Origin of the sequence: Pseudomonas sp. K5002, from assembly GCF_013386655.1 — a bacterium.
GTDB lineage: Bacteria > Pseudomonadota > Gammaproteobacteria > Pseudomonadales > Pseudomonadaceae > Aquipseudomonas.
In genome coordinates this window covers 1-16,030 of sequence record NZ_JACARK010000124.1, presented here as the reverse complement: position 1 = coordinate 16,030, position 16,030 = coordinate 1, and the positions used below count along the sequence as shown (strand labels likewise).

The window sequence follows — 16,030 nt, the reverse complement described above, 5'->3', positions numbered from 1 at the left end:
AGAATGCCCAGCACCACCCGCTCGGCGCCAAAACGTCGGGCCAGGATCGGAGCCAGTGGCGCGAACAGGCCCAGGCACAAGACGGGCAGCGTCGTCAGCAACCCGGCCTTGGCCGCCGAGAGACCCAGGCTGTGGGAGACCTCAGCGAGCAGCGGCGCCATGCTCGACAACGCCGGGCGCAGGTTCAGCGCCACCAGGATCAGGCCCAACAGCAACAACCACGGACGGCTTACCACCGGCGGGCTGTGCTGGACCTCATCGTCATCGGCTTCGGCGTCGATCAGCAGTTCATCAAGGGCATTTTCTGAACGGGGCATGGTGGTCTCGGGTTCAAGGTTCATTGATCAACTGCCGGGACAGGGCCTTGGCGCGTTCCGGGTCCTGTTGCTCCACGGCATCGAGCAAGGCGCCGTGCAGGTCGAATACCGCTTGCCGGCGCGGCTGGATATTCAGGGTCTGGCGCAGTTGCGCGCCGACAATGCTCGAGAAGTACTGATACAGCTCGCTCAAGGCCGGGTTGTGGGCCGCGTCCACCAGGCGTTTGTGGAACACCAGGTCGCAGCTGATGTAGTGCTCAAGATCACCGTGGTAATGGTCGCCGCTGGCGTTGAGGGCCGCGCGCAAAGCGACCAGGTCTTCATCGGTGCGGCGCAACGCGGCCAAGCCGACTGCCTCGACTTCAAGAATCTGCCGCGTCTCCTGCGCCTGAGCCAGGGTGCAGTGGGACAAGGCTTTCATCGCGCCCAGCGGGTCGGTCATGGAGCGCAAATAGCTGCCGTCGCCCTGGCGGATCTCGATCAACCCGGAGAATGCCAATACGCGCATGGCTTCACGCACGGTGTTGCGGCTGATCCCCAACTCGGCAGACAACTCGGGCTCGGTGGGCAGGCGTTCGCCGATGGCCCATACGCCTTGGGTGATGCGCTGGCGCAACTGTTCGAGGGCTTGATCGACGAGGGAGCGTTTGATCAGGGGGGCGATGTCTGTCATGGGTTTCGTCCTTTCATCCAATCATAGGATGAATTTTCCCACAGCCTATTCGGAGTTGCCTACAAAGGCAACGCACTAGGGTTCTTGGGCAGGCAAAGGAGCAGTATTTTCGATTGGTAAAATTACCCTCAGAGGGTAATTATTGGACTCAGGTGTCTTATGGAAAAGTACACACCTCATTACGATTTGGCGGTGATAAAGGCGGATGTCAGGCGGCTTGGAAAGCAAGCATTTACTCAAAGCGCACGCCGTTGCGGCGAGGATCTTGATTTAAGCATCGAACAAATGCAGGCGGTCATTTTCGAGTTGAAAAACACGATGTTGTACAAGTCGATGACCACTCATGACGACCATCGAGTTTGGCAAGATGTGTATCACATTCACTCACATGATCTGGAGATCTACATCAAGGTGACCTAGCGCACGGATGGTAAACCTCCGGTGATCTCCTTCAAGGAGAAAAACCCATGAAAACAGAGCAATGCTTCAGCTGCGGCAGGCATGACGGAATGCATCACTTCTCAGGACGTAGCGAAACATCGGAAGTCAAAGGTTTGCATCGCCGTATAGACGATCTGTCTGGATGGGAGTGCCAGGCATGTGGAGAGGTGATCCTGGACCCCGAAGACGCGGAACGCTATTCAGACCACTGCGATGAAATCGTTCACAGTTTCAGGCAGATGGTCGGCACCGAGATGAAGCGCATACGCCGCAAACTGCACCTTTCACAAAAAGAAACGGTACAACTGCTATCGGGTGGCGGCCACAACGCCTTATCTCGTTACGAGCGCGGTGAGGTATTGCCCCCCAAATCCCTGGTAGTCCTGATGCGTTTGCTTGAGCGTCACCCCCACTTGCTGGTCGAAGCAAAAATCCTGAGTGAAGGCGCAGATCTTCGCAATTCCGTGCATACGGTACATAAAGAGCACGAGACCCTGACGACAACTTGATTGATGGCAAAAATAAACCCGGCACCAGGCCGGGTTTATTGTTTCAAGCATCACTCATCGATCAATGCAGAATCTGGCTCAGGAACAACTTGGTCCGATCATTCTGCGGGTTGTCGAAGAAGTCATTCGGCGCCGCCTGTTCAACGATCTCGCCCTTGTCCATGAAGATCACGCGGTTGGCCACGGTGCGCGCAAAGCCCATTTCGTGGGTCACGCAGAGCATGGTCATGCCGTCTTCCGCCAGGCCGATCATGGTGTCCAGTACCTCTTTCACCATTTCCGGATCGAGCGCCGAGGTCGGCTCATCGAACAGCATGATTTTCGGCTTCATGCACAGCGCACGGGCAATCGCCACGCGCTGTTGCTGGCCGCCGGACAACTGCCCCGGAAACTTGTGGGCCTGTTCCGGAATACGCACGCGCTCAAGGTAGTGCATGGCAATTTCTTCAGCCTTGCGCTTGGGCATCTTGCGTACCCACATCGGGGCCAGCGTGCAGTTCTGCAGGATGGTCAGGTGCGGGAACAGGTTGAAGTGCTGGAACACCATGCCGACTTCGCGGCGGATCGCTTCGATCTGCTTGAGGTCGTTGGTCAGTTCCACGCCATCGACCACGATGCGGCCCTGCTGGTGCTCTTCCAGGCGGTTGAGGCAGCGGATGGTGGTGGACTTGCCGGAACCCGACGGGCCGCACAGCACGATACGTTCGCCCTGCTTGACGTTCAGGTTGATGTCTTTCAACACATGGAACTGGCCGTACCACTTGTTGACGCCCTGCATCTGAATAATGCCTTCAGGGCTCACAGGCTGTTTGATCGCTTCACTCATCACAAAACTCCTAACGCTTGTGGCCTGTGTCCAGCTTGTGTTCCAAATGAATGGAATAGCGGGACATACCAAAACAGAAAATCCAGAACACCAGGGCGGCGAACACGTAGCCTTCAGTGGCCATGCCCAACCATTTCGGGTCGGCGGCGGCTTGCTTGACGCTGTTGAGCAGGTCGAACAGGCCGATAATGATCACCAGGCTAGTGTCCTTGAACAACGCGATAAACGTGTTGACGATGCCCGGGATCACCATCTTCAGTGCCTGGGGCAAAATCACCAGGCCCATGCTGCGCCAGTAACCCAGGCCCATCGCGGCCGCAGCCTCGTATTGGCCCTTGGGAATCGCCTGCAAGCCACCGCGCACCACTTCGGCCACATAGGCCGACTGGAACAGGATCACGCCGATCAAGGCCCGCAGCAATTTGTCGATGCCCATGCCTTCTGGCAGGAACAGCGGCAACATTACCGACGACATGAACAGCACCGTGATCAACGGCACGCCGCGCCAGAACTCGATGAAGGTCACGCAGACCACACGAATCGCCGGCATGTTCGAACGCCGACCCAACGCCAGCACGATGCCCAGCGGCAAGGCCCCGGCAATGCCGACGGTGGCGATCACCAGGGTCAGCATCAAGCCGCCCCACTGGCTGGTGGCCACGTTGGTCATGCCGAAGATCCCGCCGTGCAGCAGGAAGTAGGCAACGATCGGGTACACCACCAAAAAGCTCAGGCCGTAGACCGCCTTGCGCGTGAAGCGCGAGATGAACAACGGCGCCACACCCACGATGGCCAACCACACGGTCAGGTCGACACGCCAGCGCAGGTCGCCGGGGTAGTAGCCGTACATGAACTGCCCGAAGCGCTGTTGGATAAACACCCAGCAGGCGCCCTCCTTGGTGCAGTCGGCGCGGGTGGTACCGACCCAGTTTGCATCGAGGATCGCCCAGTGCAGGATCGGCGGCACGACCAGGTAGATCAGGTAGAACGCCAGCAATGTCAGCAGGGTGTTGAGCCAGCTGGAAAACAGGTTGGCGCGCATCCATGCCATCGGCCCGAACACTTTGTTCGGTGGCGGCATATCAGGTTTGAAAGTATGCGTACTCATGCAGGTTTCCTCACCGCTCGATCAGCGCAATGCGCTTGTTGTACCAGTTCATCAGCAGGGAAATGCTGATGCTGATCGCCAGGTACACGCTCATGGTGATGGCAATAACCTCGATGGCCTGGCCGGTCTGGTTGAGCACCGTGCCGGCAAACAGCGAAACCATTTCCGGGTAACCGATACCGGCGGCCAGTGACGAGTTTTTCGCCAGGTTCAGGTATTGGCTGGTCAGCGGCGGAATGATCACGCGCAGGGCTTGCGGGATGATCACCTTGCGCAGGGTCGGACCGTTGCGCAGCCCGAGGGAACGCGCCGCTTCGGTCTGGCCGTGGCTGACGGACTTGATGCCTGAACGCACGATCTCGGCGATAAACGCCGCGGTATACACGGTCAGGGCCAGGGTCAGCGCCAGCAACTCGGGAATCAGTACCCAGCCGCCGACGAAGTTGAAGCCTTGCAGCTTGGGCATTTCCCAGTGCAGCGGCGCGCCGAACACCAAAGCGCACAGCGCAGGGATCACCACCAACAGCGCCAGGCCGGCCCAGAACTTGTGGAACGGAACACCGGTGGCTTCAAAGCGTTTATTTGCCCAACGGGCCATCAGCACAATGGCGATGATTGCCACCACGACGCTGATCACAAACGGCCAGAAACCCTCCGCCATCAACGCGGCGGGCATGTTCAGGCCACGGCTGCTGACAAAGAACGTGTCGCCGAAGTTGTGGCTGTTGCGCGGCCCCGGCATCGTCAGGAATACCGCGAAGTACCAGAACAGGATTTGCAGCAGCGGTGGAATGTTGCGGAACACTTCCACATACACCGTGGCCAGCTTGTTGATCATCCAGTTGGGCGACAAGCGCGCCACACCGATGATGAACCCGAGGATGGTCGCCAGGACCACACCGATCACCGTCACCAGCAGGGTGTTGAGCAGACCGATCACAAAGACCCGGGCATAGCTGTCCGATTCGGTGTAGTCGATCAGGTGCTGAGCGATGCCGAAGCCGGCACTGCGCTCAAGAAAGTCGAAACCCGAGGTAATGCCCCGGTGTTGAAGGTTGGTTTGCGTGTTGTTGAACAGGTACCAGCCCAACGAGACCACCGCCACAATCGTGATGATCTGGAATAGCCACGCACGCACTTTTGGATCACTGAAGCTGAGCTTCTGTTTTGGTGCGCCGATTTGATTTTGCATTAAGTGCCCCAGAAATAATGGAACAGAACATCACCCGGCGGTTGGCCCACCGGGTGATAGAACCATCAGCGATCAGCGCACAGGTGGTGCGTATTGAATGCCACCGTTGGTCCACAGAGCGTTCAGGCCACGATCGATTTCCAGAGGCGTGCTCTTGCCGAGGTTTTTCTCGAACACTTCGCCGTAGTTACCGACCTGCTTGACGATCTGTACGACCCAGTCCTTCTTCACTTTCAGGTCTTTGCCGTATTCGCCGTCAGCACCCAGCAGACGGGCAACGTCCGGGTTCTTGGTGGACTTGGCTTCAGCTTCGACGTTTTTGGAGGTGATACCGGCTTCTTCGGCGTTGAGCATGGCGTAGCCAACCCAGCGCACGATGGCCAGCCACTCGTCGTCGCCGTTACGCACGACAGGGCCCAGTGGTTCTTTGGAAATGGTTTCCGGCAGTACCACGTAGTCTTTCGGCGAAGCCAGCTTGCTGCGCTGTGCGTAGAGCTGGGACTTGTCGGAGGTCAGTACGTCGCAACGACCGGATTCCAGCGACTTGGCGCTTTCATCGGAGGTGTCGAACGTGATCGGGGTGTACTTCAGGTTGTTGGCGCGGAAGTAGTCGGAAACGTTCAGCTCAGTGGTGGTACCGGCCTGGATGCAGATGGTTGCACCGTCCAGTTCCTTGGCACTTTTCACGCCCAGCTTGTTGTTCACCAGGAAACCAACACCGTCGTAGTAGGTGATGAAGCCCGGGAATTTCAGGCCCATGCCGGCATCGCGGGAGCTGGTCATGGTGGTGTTGCGCGACAGGATGTCGACTTCGCCAGACTGAAGCGCGGTGAAACGCTCCTTGGCATTCAACTGGCTGAATTTGACCTTGGTTGCGTCGCCGAATACGGCAGCGGCAACAGCACGGCACACGTCAGCGTCGATCCCGAGGATCTTGCCGCTGGCGTCCGGCACCGAGAAGCCCGGCAGACCGTCGCTCACGCCACACTGCACAAAGCCTTTCTTCTGCACGGCATCCAGAGTGGCGCCAGCCTGGGCGAAACCACTGACACCCAGTACGGTAGCCGCGGTCACGATGGCCAGGGTGGATTTCAATACCTTCATTCAAACCTCCAGTTTTGCTCTTGTTGTGCCTGCGCTCGAACCCCACCGCACCCTTATGAGGCGACATCGACCCGTGTTGGCTTTTTTTGGGGTCAAACAGCATGAGGTTTTTGCTTTAAGTCCAGTTGCTATCCCACAGGCGCCAGTCACTGATAGTGTTACCGCCTGGGGTGAGCCTTGACATCGGGTTTCACATAGCAAGCCCCGTACCAGACTGATGGCTGAGTCGTTTCAGCCCATGGTCAAGAGCAAAAGATTCAACCTTGCGACATTCTCTTAACAGATCAACCCGTCGCGCACCGTTCCGACGCACTCAATCGGAGCGCACGCACATATATGGAGCAGACATGACCGAACCCTTGATTCTTCAGCCCGCCAAGCCCGCAGACGCCTGCGTAATCTGGTTGCATGGCCTGGGTGCCGATCGCTACGACTTCCTGCCCGTGGCCGAAGCCCTGCAGGAAAAACTCCTGTCGACGCGCTTTGTCCTGCCCCAGGCGCCGACACGCCCGGTGACCATCAATGGCGGCTACGAGATGCCGAGCTGGTACGACATCAAGGCCATGAGCCCGGCGCGTTCCATCAGTGTTGAAGAGCTGGAAGCCTCGGCAAAAATGGTTACCGACCTGATCAAGGAACAAAAAAGCAGCGGGATAGACGCCTCGCGGATTTTCCTCGCCGGTTTTTCCCAGGGTGGCGCCGTGGTGTTCCACACCGCTTTCCTGAAATGGCAGGGCGCATTGGGTGGCGTGATTGCCCTTTCCACCTACGCTCCCACCTTCGGTGACGAACTTGAATTGTCGGCCAGCCAGCAACGGATTCCGGCGCTGTGCCTGCATGGCCAATACGACGACGTGGTGCAGAACGCCATGGGTCGCAGCGCCTATGAGCATTTGAAGTCGCGCGGTGTCACCGTGGCATGGCAGGAATACCCAATGGGCCACGAAGTGTTACCCCAGGAGATACACGATATCGGTGACTGGTTGGCCGCCCGCCTGGGCTGAAAACCACCCATTGTGTAGCCGCATGACCAACGCACTACGCCGCGCCCGATTCTTGCATTACACTGGCCGGCGTACATTCCTTAACCAATTGATGAGATGACCGTGCTCAAAGCACTCAAGAAGATGTTCGGTAAAAGCGAGGCTGAGCAGCTCGCGCCAGGTTCCAGTGCCCCCGCCCACGTTCAAGGCAGCCGCAATGACGGCCAGCAGCCTGGCCGGACCGCACCTGTAGCCTCGCCAAAAAAAGAGCCGGTGACCACACCCGCCACGGTTAACGTCGCTGAAGAGCCAGCCGCCGACCAACCACGCCAGGAGCCACGCCAGGAAAAGCCGCGCCGTGAACGCGCGCCCAAACCTGTGGTTATTCCCTGGAAACTGGAAGACTTCGCCGTCGAACCCCAGGAAGGCAAAACCCGCTTTCATGATTTCAAACTCGCCCCGGAACTGATGCACGCCATCCAGGACCTGGGTTTCCCGTACTGCACGCCGATCCAGGCGCAAGTATTGGGCTTCACCCTCGCCGGCAAAGACGCCATCGGTCGCGCCCAGACCGGTACCGGCAAGACCGCCGCCTTCCTGATCTCGATCATCACCCAGCTGCTGCAAACCCCGCCGCCGAAAGAGCGCTATATGGGTGAGCCCCGCGCCCTGATCATCGCCCCGACCCGGGAGCTGGTGGTACAGATCGCCAAGGACGCCGCCGACCTGACCAAGTACACCGGCCTCAACGTGATGACGTTTGTTGGCGGGATGGACTTCGACAAGCAGCTCAAGCACCTGGAAGCGCGCCACTGCGACATCCTGGTGGCCACGCCGGGGCGCTTGCTGGACTTCAACCAGCGCGGCGACGTGCACCTGGACATGGTCGAAGTGATGGTGCTGGACGAAGCCGACCGCATGCTCGACATGGGTTTCATCCCGCAAGTGCGTCAGATCATTCGCCAGACCCCGCCGAAAAACGAGCGCCAGACCCTGCTGTTCTCCGCGACCTTCACCGAAGACGTGATGAACCTCGCCAAGCAGTGGACCACCGACCCGTCCATCGTCGAGATCGAGGCACTCAACGTCGCCAGCGAGAACGTCGAACAGCATATCTATGCCGTGGCCGGTGCCGACAAATACAAGCTGCTCTACAACCTGGTCAACGACAACGGTTGGGAGCGGGTCATGGTGTTTGCCAACCGCAAGGACGAAGTGCGCCGCATCGAAGAACGCCTGGTGCGTGATGGCGTGAATGCCGCGCAACTGTCCGGCGACGTGCCGCAGCACAAGCGCATCAAGACCCTGGAAGGTTTCCGCGAAGGCAAGATTCGCGTGCTGGTGGCCACCGACGTGGCCGGACGCGGGATTCACATCGATGGCATCAGCCACGTGATCAACTTCACCCTGCCGGAAGTGCCGGACGACTACGTGCACCGGATTGGCCGTACCGGCCGCGCGGGCGCGGCGGGCGTGTCCATCAGCTTTGCCGGTGAAGACGATTCGTACCAGTTGCCGTCAATCGAAACCTTGCTGGGCCGCAAGATCAGCTGCGAAACGCCGCCGACGCATCTGTTGCGTCCGGTGGAGCGCAAGCGCCCTTAAGCTGGAAAGCCTCAGGCCGAATTCCATTCGGCCAGGATGGGTTGGCGAACACGCGAGGCCTCCTGCGAAAAGGCCTCATGGAAAGTGAAGCTGCTGCCCGACATATCGACAAGGCGATGGGCCTGAGGCTGGGGTTGCGGCTGCCCCAGTGGCTGCTGCAAGTTCTCTGCATCGCCCCCGATAGGCGCTGCCGGCTGGCGCTTTCTGATCCGACCGTCGACCGAGCGGTACAGATTGACCACGCGCAAGCCAAAACGCGTCACCCCCCAGGCTTGGCTTGGCAGCGTAATGTCATTGAAGAACTTGTAAGAAGCACCGGTCAGCAACTTGCCAGCGGCCTGCAATCCGGCCCTTGCTTGGGAACTCAATAGACTGAAGCTTCGGACCGCCGGGCTTGCGGCGACTTCAACCGCCCGGGAAGCGCCCGTCGCCGCTATGCCTGCGCCCCCTAAACTGGCCGCGACACCCACCGCTGAAAAGGTCAGCGATGCCCAGTTCAGGACGTTGATTTGACTGGAGCGATCCCAGCCCATCTGATTGTCGACCGCCTCAACGCTCAGTGCGGCAATCCCCAACGTCCCACCTACCGAGGCCGCGCCTGAGGCTACCAACAGCGCGCTCTTGCCGGCAATGGTCAGTGCAGCGGCTTGAGCGCCGATGGCAGCGAGCAAGCCCGCAGTTGCAAGCCCAGCGGTGACCACCGACATGCCCAGTGCAACACCGGTCAGTGCCCACCTGGCCCATGTTGGAAAACTGAAGAGGCCGCTGGGGTCCGACCAATTCACCGGGTCACCGCCACAATAGGCGTAGCTGTTGATCCCGCCCTCGTCAAAAGGACTGAGGGGATCAGGAGAGAGAAACACCATCAGTTCGGGGTCATAGGCACGGCGCCCATTACCCAGGTGATAGAGGTTGACCGGTACGTCCAGCCGCTCGCCGTTGTAGGCGGGCAATTGTATTTCCATCATCGTGGGCGACACGTCATCCCGCAACTCGATCCTGGCGTCACCGTAGGGTGCGTAATGCCGGCGCACCTGGTCCGTGATCGGTGCCACCACACCGCGGACGCTGCCAGCGCCGTCAAGAACCAGTAGTTTCTGGTAATTACCACTATCTCGGTAGGCCACCACCTGGTCACCGTCGCGCACGTAACGTGCCCGCATGCTGACCTGCGCCAGCGTGTCGAGCCGATCCCCGGCATAGGCCAGCATCACGGGAGCTTCGTTGCCTCGCGCAGCAAGCACCTGGCGTGCTTCGCCGTCGTACTGGTAGCTGTACTTGTCTGTGGCGGTCTGTACAGCAGTGAGCTGGTCAAAACCGTTGTACGTGAAACCGCGACCGAAGGTGCCCTGTTGCAAATTACCGGCGGCGTCATAGCTCAGGGTCAGGTTTCGTACCGGGTTTGTATGGGTCAGGTGCGTCAGGCAGGCAGGGTCCTTACCCTGGAAAAACCGCTCGCTGCGGTCGCTACTGCCATCGATAAACGTTGTCCGCACTTCAGTCATATTATCGAGACCGTCATAACTGAAACGCTGTTCCTTGATCGCCCGATCCAATTTATCCATCGGGTATTGCGTGCCCTCGCACACATAGGATTTGAGTCGCGAATAACCATCGTAAGTGAACGTCTCGCCCGTGACCACGGCGTCATTCGCGTCTTTCAACGTGCGAGTGGCCAGCAGGCCATCGTCGTAATAGGTGCTGACAATGTTCTGCAGTAGCGCACCGTCCTGTTCCAGCTTGCGTTCCGACTCACGCCCCCATGCGTCAAAGGTCACCGAGTCGGTAAGACGCATTTGATAATTGAGGGTTCGCGCCGAAAGGCGGCCCAGACTATCGTAAGTCCGGATCATGCGGACGAAACCGGTGGTGGTCTGTTGGAGGCGTCCGAACTGGTCATATACGAGGTCACTGTGCTGCCCATCCGCCGCGGAGTGCCGCAACAGCCGCCCACCCGGCGAATAACTCGTCAGGCTAGTCAAGGGCTGGCTGCCCAGCGTCTGGACTTCCTTGGCGAGATAGCCGTTCTCGTCGTAACTCATCTCATGCTTGAGCCCGGCGGTGAGTGATTGTCGCATCGCTCCACTGATGGGGTCGTACTCAAGGTCTATCGGTGCATGCCCTGCCATCTTGACGCTCGTTAATGTCTCCAGCTCAGGATCATGACCGTACTCTTGACGATCACCGCGCGGCGAAGTCACCGCCACTGGCGCAACCTGGTTGGGCTTGTACTCCCAGGTCGTGGCTGTTGCGCTGCCGCGCGCCTGGGAAATGACGCGGTCCAGACTGTCGTATTCACGCGTGCCAACCAGCTTGCTGTCTACGGTGAGGGTGCGCACCATTGGCTCGCTGGTGCCAAGCGCATACGTCGTCAACGTCTCACGGGGTGGCGTTCCGTCGGAAGGGGTTTCCAGGCTGCGCACCACACGATCAAAAATGTCATAGGTGTATTCAGTCCGGGTCTTCCTGGCATCGACGCGCTCCGTGCAGCGGCCCAGCCCGTCATAAGTCCGGGTTTCCACCACGATGCGTGCACCGCCAGCGCTCACCCGCTCAACCCGCGCCGGCTGATTGTGTTCGTTGAACCAGGTTTCCAGTTGCGCCCCACCTTGTACCCCCGTCACCCTGCGATTGAGGAGCGGGTCATACTCGTCGATCAGTACCCGACCATCGGGTTGAGTTACCGTCCACGGATTGCCCCAAATGTTATAGGCGTGACTGGTTTTCAACGTACGCGGCCCATCCCCCAGATAATCCAGACGGGTTTGCTTCACGAGCCGCCCAAGTGCGTCGTACCCCCAGTCCCCCAGGAGCCTGTCATTGCCTGCAATACCATCAAGCGATTGTGCAGCAGAGAGCTGGCGTCCCATGCCATCGAAATACGTAAAGAGCACGGTGCCTTGTGCGTCCGTGGTGACCAAATGGGCCATCTTGGCCCCGGCCGAAAAGTGATAGGCATAACGACGTCGGGCCATCTGGAGCGTGGCTGGCGCGGCGGTTTCCGATGTCAGCCGCCCACTGACATCGTACGTCATCGCCAGGCTGCCGACGGCATCACGTGTCATGTCGAGCAGACGCTGATTGGTCAGTGACCACGTGCGCGCGGACTCGAGCCATTGACCAGGCTCACGCCCCTTCAAGCTCCGGACTTCGGTGATCGAGTCGCCATTGAAGGTGCAGGTGAAATCGGAGACCAGAGAGAGTTTGTCGATCGTCGTCGTGGAGCTTTTCAAGCGACCATGCAGGGCGGGGTTGGCGGCCACAGAATGATAGGTATAAGACGTATGGGTGCCCCCTTCAAGGTTGATGGCAAGCGGCATGACGAAGTAGCCGCCCCCCGTTATCGAGACGTCGGTGTGGGAATGTTCAGTGGTCCGAGCCGCAGTGGTCGATCTGGCCGGGAAAAGCTTTTCCAGCTTCAGGTAACGTTGAAAGAGTCCATGGGGGTCGGCAGGGCATCTTCGAGGCTCGCCGGTCACCGGGTAATAAGTGTATTCGGTGCGTACGCCGGAGGCCTCGGTGCGGCTTAGTTCGTTGCCGAAGTCATCGGTGGTAATACTGACCACTTCCGCCCTTGGGGGGTTGCCACCCTGGGGATACAGCTCAAAGGTCTTGGTGATGCGGCTCGGAAGTTGGAGATTGGCGGGCTGATTTGGAAACTGGACGCCCCGAACTTCATTGTAGACAGTCTCGGTTTTGACCTGGCTGCCATTGGCTAGCATTAATTCCTCAGTCATCAGGTGAAAACGATTATAAGTGGCGCGGGTAGACCGCAGGGGCTTGCCATTATTATCAACGTAAGTTTCTTCCGCCCAATAAGCGTACTCGCTATCCACCCGATACAAATTATCCTGGCCCTGGCGGAATCCGCCATTCAGAGGATATCCCGTGAAGTTACGGTTGGGACTGTAGTTATAGGAGCGGACGACAGGGGGCTGCCCGCGCCCAGGGTTTTGCTCCCAGTGGGTGACGACCGGAATATACAAACGGGCATCGTATTGAAGCCCATTGGGGTTATACCGAATTATCTCTTGCCCCCCCATGGGTGTCATAACCTGCGAAATAGCCACCATTGCGTCAGGCAACCTGAGGTACTGAAACGAATAGGCCTCACTTGCGACTGGCCCGGCCAGGTCATAAGGAACCGTGACCTTGGTCAGTTGGTTGTCGATATGAGTATATTCAAATCGCGTACGGGCATAACGATTACCATCAATTAGTGTATCGGCGGTTACCAGCGATCCGGCGGAATACTTCAGCATCAACAGGTCGGTTTCTTTATCGTCAACAATGCTCTGCAATAAGTTATTACCGCCATACCGGAAGCTCAGCCGCTCGCCATTTTCGAACTGGATAGCACTGATCTTATAGGGACCGGGAATGCTGAGGGGACGCAGGATTTCGACAGTGCCATCCTTGTAAATTACGTGCAGCGTATTTTGCGCAACCCGTTTTATGGTGAGGTCCTTCAACTTATGGTCGGTAATAACAGCATTGTCCCCTACGGAGGGCAGCCCTTGGGTTAGATATTGTTCACCGTTGAGTAGCGTAAGCTTGAAGCTGTTCGGGTCAAATTCGGTATTCGACAAGCTCCAGCCTTTACCGTAGCCACTGTTGCGGGTATCCATCATCGAGAACGCCAAGGCAATCTCTCGACTGACCTCTAACGGCCCTTTTGGGCTCAAGACTGCCAAACGAATCAGACACCCATACTGCCCGGTACGCAGGTCAACCGAACCGCCGAGGTGGGCACTGAAATTAAACGCGTTCGAATAGATGTCCATAGGTCCACCGCTTCGCACTTGGAGAGGGGATGAAATGCCTGGAACGTCAGGGTTTTGAAGTGGCGCGCAGCACCATCACATTGTAATTGTCGGTCTCGGTCAGGTAATAGTGATGCGAGCAGCCATAACTATCGACCATTGTCCAAATACTGGCCCCTTGTTGATCGGTGTTGGGGTTATCCAACCAGGCCTTGACTCGCGCAGCACGCATGATGGTATTGCGCTTGTTCGCAGGAATTGGGTCATTTCCCCCTGAAGATTTTTTCAGCAGGCTATTCATTGTGATGTTTCCAACAGTATTACCCCGTATGACACCGCCGATCTGTCTAATACCGTGCCCAATGTCCCGAGTGTAGTAAATATCAAAGTGATCCCCCTGAACAGATGAATCTTTTAATTTTACGGGATCAGTCGGAGGTATATTCTCGACAAATCTCAACCCAAGGGGGGGCGTCCAATAATAAATATCCACATCCACACCCTGCACTGAAAAGGCGTCGGTATCAGCCCAATGATCGAGCCGCTCAGCAGACAATGTATAGGGCTCTTGACACTTAACAGTGACAGATGATTGATAATTAACATTATCTCTCTCCATATTAGTTGTATATGTTTTACGTCCCACCGTAATTTTTGCCATAAACTGCTGATTACCACTTGATCTCAGATCACACCTCAGGTATCGCTTCTCATTTTCGAGCGGACCAATACCGGGCATCGGCTGAATAATAGGGTTAGAAGGGGCTGTAGCCATGCTGGGTTCCTCAAGCACCCCCGACCACCGACCCATGTTAAATTCGTTCCTTTTTGTATCACAATACCATCCGGCCGGAATTGTCGCTTCTGGGTTTGTGGAATACTCAACCACCGTGGCACTTTCAAGCTCCGTCGCCTCAAAGGCTGCCAGCTCCCATATACCTTCAGCGTTTCTCCTCTCCTTTTGGACAATTATATTGACTTGACATTGCTGTTTGCCACCCAGATACACCTCATTATTAACTACATTGCCACCATCGCGAGGAAATTCAATATCAAACGTTTTTAAACGAACATTGGGATCTTCCGCTTTCATTTCCTTCTCCTTATCCAACATAGAGAACAGTTATCATCAACGCCACATCTTGTACCGGCCTGATGCAAGTAAGCGCTTTATAGAAGGGACCGCCTACTGTTAGAAATAACAGTTTTTCCGGAATTTTCAGGTCAAAAGGAAATAGCGATTTCCTGCTTTATCGCCAGGCTGAATATAAATGTGAAAGCGGGCTTGTGGAGGAGCAAGCAAGCCTGCACATTTGGTTTCAGCATTTTCAAATCCAGGAGGAACACATGAACCAGGCCGACTACCTCATCATCGGCGGTGGCATCGCCGGCGCATCCGCCGGCTACTGGCTGTCACACCATGCCCGCGTCATCGTGCTGGAACGCGAGTCGATGCCGGGTTACCACTCCACCGGCCGTTCCGCCGCCCTGTACATCGCCGCCTATGGCACGCCCCAGGTCCGCGCACTGACGCTGGGCAGCCGCGCCTTCTTCGATCAGCCGCCCGCAGGCTTTGCCGAACACCCCTTGCTCACCCCACGGGGCGAATTGCTGGTGGACTTGATTGGCGACCCCGGTGAGTTGCAGCGCCAGTACCTGAGTGCCAAAGCCCTTGTGCCAGAAACGCGACTGCTCGACGTCGAGGAGTCGATGTCCATGATGCCGATCCTGCGCCGGGAAAAAGTCCATGGCGGTATCTACGACCCGACCGTGTGTGACATCGATACCGATGCGCTCTATCAAGGTTACCTGCGCGGCATTCGGCGCAATGGCGGAGAAATCCACACCGACAGTGAGGTGCAGAAACTGACCCGCGACGGTCAGGGACTGTGGCAAGTGCGCACGGCCCAACAACACTTCAGCGCCCCGGTGATCATCAACGCCGCCGGCGCCTGGGCCGACCATATCGGCGAGTTGGCCGGCGCTCAGAAAATCGGCCTGCAACCCAAACGTCGCAGCGCGTTCGTCTTCTCTCCACCCGCCGAGCTGAACATCCACGCATGGCCGGAGCTGGCGGCCCTCGACGGTTCGTTCTATATGAAACCCGACGCCGGCATGTTCCTCGGCTCACCGGCCAATGCCGACCCGGTGGAGCCCCACGACGTGCAACCGGAAGAGCTGGACATCGCCACGGGCATCTATCACATCGAGGAAGCCACCACCCTGAGCATCCGCCGGCCTGCGCGGACCTGGGCCGGGCTGCGCAGTTTCGTCAGCGATGGTGATCTGGTCTGCGGGTTCGATCCACAGGTGGAGGGATTGTTCTGGATTGCGGCTCAGGGCGGCTACGGGATCCAGACGTCTCCGGCGATGGGCCAGGCCAGTGCGGCGCTGGTGCGCGGCAAGCCGTTGCCGGATGCATTGGCGGCGTTCGGGTTGACCGAAGCGATGCTGTCGCCCCACCGGCTGCAAACCTCGACCTGACCTGTGTGGCGGGGGAGCTTGCTGT

General features: G+C 58.0%; 12 protein-coding genes and 1 pseudogene. 5 read left to right on the top strand and 8 right to left on the bottom strand.

What is annotated here, in order from left to right; translation table 11 throughout:
* Both HX846_RS07610 and HX846_RS07605 read right to left on the bottom strand, forming a co-directional pair.
* Nucleotides 1-341: pseudogene (locus HX846_RS07610) on the bottom strand (cyanate transporter); the annotation flags it as partial.
* Nucleotides 331-990, bottom strand: a complete 660-nt coding sequence (locus HX846_RS07605; protein WP_003216331.1) for a FadR/GntR family transcriptional regulator — start codon at nucleotides 988-990, stop codon at nucleotides 331-333. The gene HX846_RS07605 and the pseudogene HX846_RS07610, both read right to left, overlap by 11 nt.
* Nucleotides 991-1,149: 159 nt before the next feature.
* On the opposite strand from HX846_RS07605, the gene HX846_RS07600 reads away from it, so the two are divergent.
* Entirely contained in the window at nucleotides 1,150-1,410 is a 261-nt protein-coding gene (locus HX846_RS07600; protein ID WP_178965202.1) for a type II toxin-antitoxin system MqsR family toxin, read from the top strand.
* A 47-nt stretch (nucleotides 1,411-1,457) separates the two neighbouring features.
* Nucleotides 1,458-1,940, top strand: coding sequence for a type II toxin-antitoxin system MqsA family antitoxin (locus HX846_RS07595; RefSeq protein WP_003216327.1), 483 nt, complete (start codon nucleotides 1,458-1,460; stop codon nucleotides 1,938-1,940).
* A 61-nt stretch (nucleotides 1,941-2,001) separates the two neighbouring features.
* On the opposite strand, the gene HX846_RS07590 is transcribed toward HX846_RS07595, so the two are convergent.
* From HX846_RS07590 to HX846_RS07575, 4 genes are all read right to left on the bottom strand, one after another.
* The gene (locus HX846_RS07590) at nucleotides 2,002-2,766 is read right to left on the bottom strand and encodes an amino acid ABC transporter ATP-binding protein (protein WP_003171943.1); all 765 of its coding nucleotides are present in this window, start codon (nucleotides 2,764-2,766) and stop codon (nucleotides 2,002-2,004) included.
* Between the two features lie 10 nt (nucleotides 2,767-2,776).
* Complete coding sequence (locus tag HX846_RS07585; protein ID WP_003216325.1) at nucleotides 2,777-3,874, bottom strand: amino acid ABC transporter permease; 1,098 nt, start codon at nucleotides 3,872-3,874, stop codon at nucleotides 2,777-2,779.
* Nucleotides 3,875-3,884: 10 nt separating this feature from the next.
* Nucleotides 3,885-5,066 (bottom strand): amino acid ABC transporter permease, encoded by a 1,182-nt coding sequence (locus HX846_RS07580; RefSeq protein ID WP_003216323.1) that lies wholly within the window; start codon nucleotides 5,064-5,066, stop codon nucleotides 3,885-3,887.
* 72 nt (nucleotides 5,067-5,138) lie between these two features.
* Nucleotides 5,139-6,170 carry an amino acid ABC transporter substrate-binding protein gene (locus tag HX846_RS07575; RefSeq protein WP_003216321.1) on the bottom strand — a complete coding sequence of 344 codons (1,032 nt, stop codon included), beginning with the start codon at nucleotides 6,168-6,170 and terminating at the stop codon, nucleotides 5,139-5,141.
* Nucleotides 6,171-6,517: 347 nt separating this feature from the next.
* Between HX846_RS07575 and HX846_RS07570 the strand changes: the two genes are divergently transcribed.
* Together HX846_RS07570 and rhlB are read left to right on the top strand one after the other, a co-directional pair.
* Nucleotides 6,518-7,174, top strand: a complete 657-nt coding sequence (locus HX846_RS07570; protein ID WP_003216319.1) for an alpha/beta hydrolase — start codon at nucleotides 6,518-6,520, stop codon at nucleotides 7,172-7,174.
* 96 nt (nucleotides 7,175-7,270) lie between these two features.
* Complete coding sequence (gene rhlB / locus HX846_RS07565) at nucleotides 7,271-8,758, top strand: ATP-dependent RNA helicase RhlB (RefSeq protein WP_032899430.1); 1,488 nt, start codon at nucleotides 7,271-7,273, stop codon at nucleotides 8,756-8,758.
* Between the two features lie 11 nt (nucleotides 8,759-8,769).
* On the opposite strand, the gene HX846_RS07560 is transcribed toward rhlB, so the two are convergent.
* The gene (locus tag HX846_RS07560) at nucleotides 8,770-13,542 is read right to left on the bottom strand and encodes an RHS repeat domain-containing protein (protein WP_178965201.1); all 4,773 of its coding nucleotides are present in this window, start codon (nucleotides 13,540-13,542) and stop codon (nucleotides 8,770-8,772) included.
* Nucleotides 13,543-13,588: 46 nt separating this feature from the next.
* Nucleotides 13,589-14,614: a hypothetical protein gene (locus HX846_RS07555; protein ID WP_087692829.1), complete on the bottom strand. Its 1,026-nt coding sequence runs from the start codon at nucleotides 14,612-14,614 to the stop codon at nucleotides 13,589-13,591.
* Between the two features lie 254 nt (nucleotides 14,615-14,868).
* Here HX846_RS07555 and HX846_RS07550 point away from each other — a divergent pair, with 254 nt between their 5' ends.
* Complete coding sequence (locus HX846_RS07550; RefSeq protein WP_177020478.1) at nucleotides 14,869-16,005, top strand: FAD-binding oxidoreductase; 1,137 nt, start codon at nucleotides 14,869-14,871, stop codon at nucleotides 16,003-16,005.
* Nucleotides 16,006-16,030 lie beyond the last annotated feature (25 nt).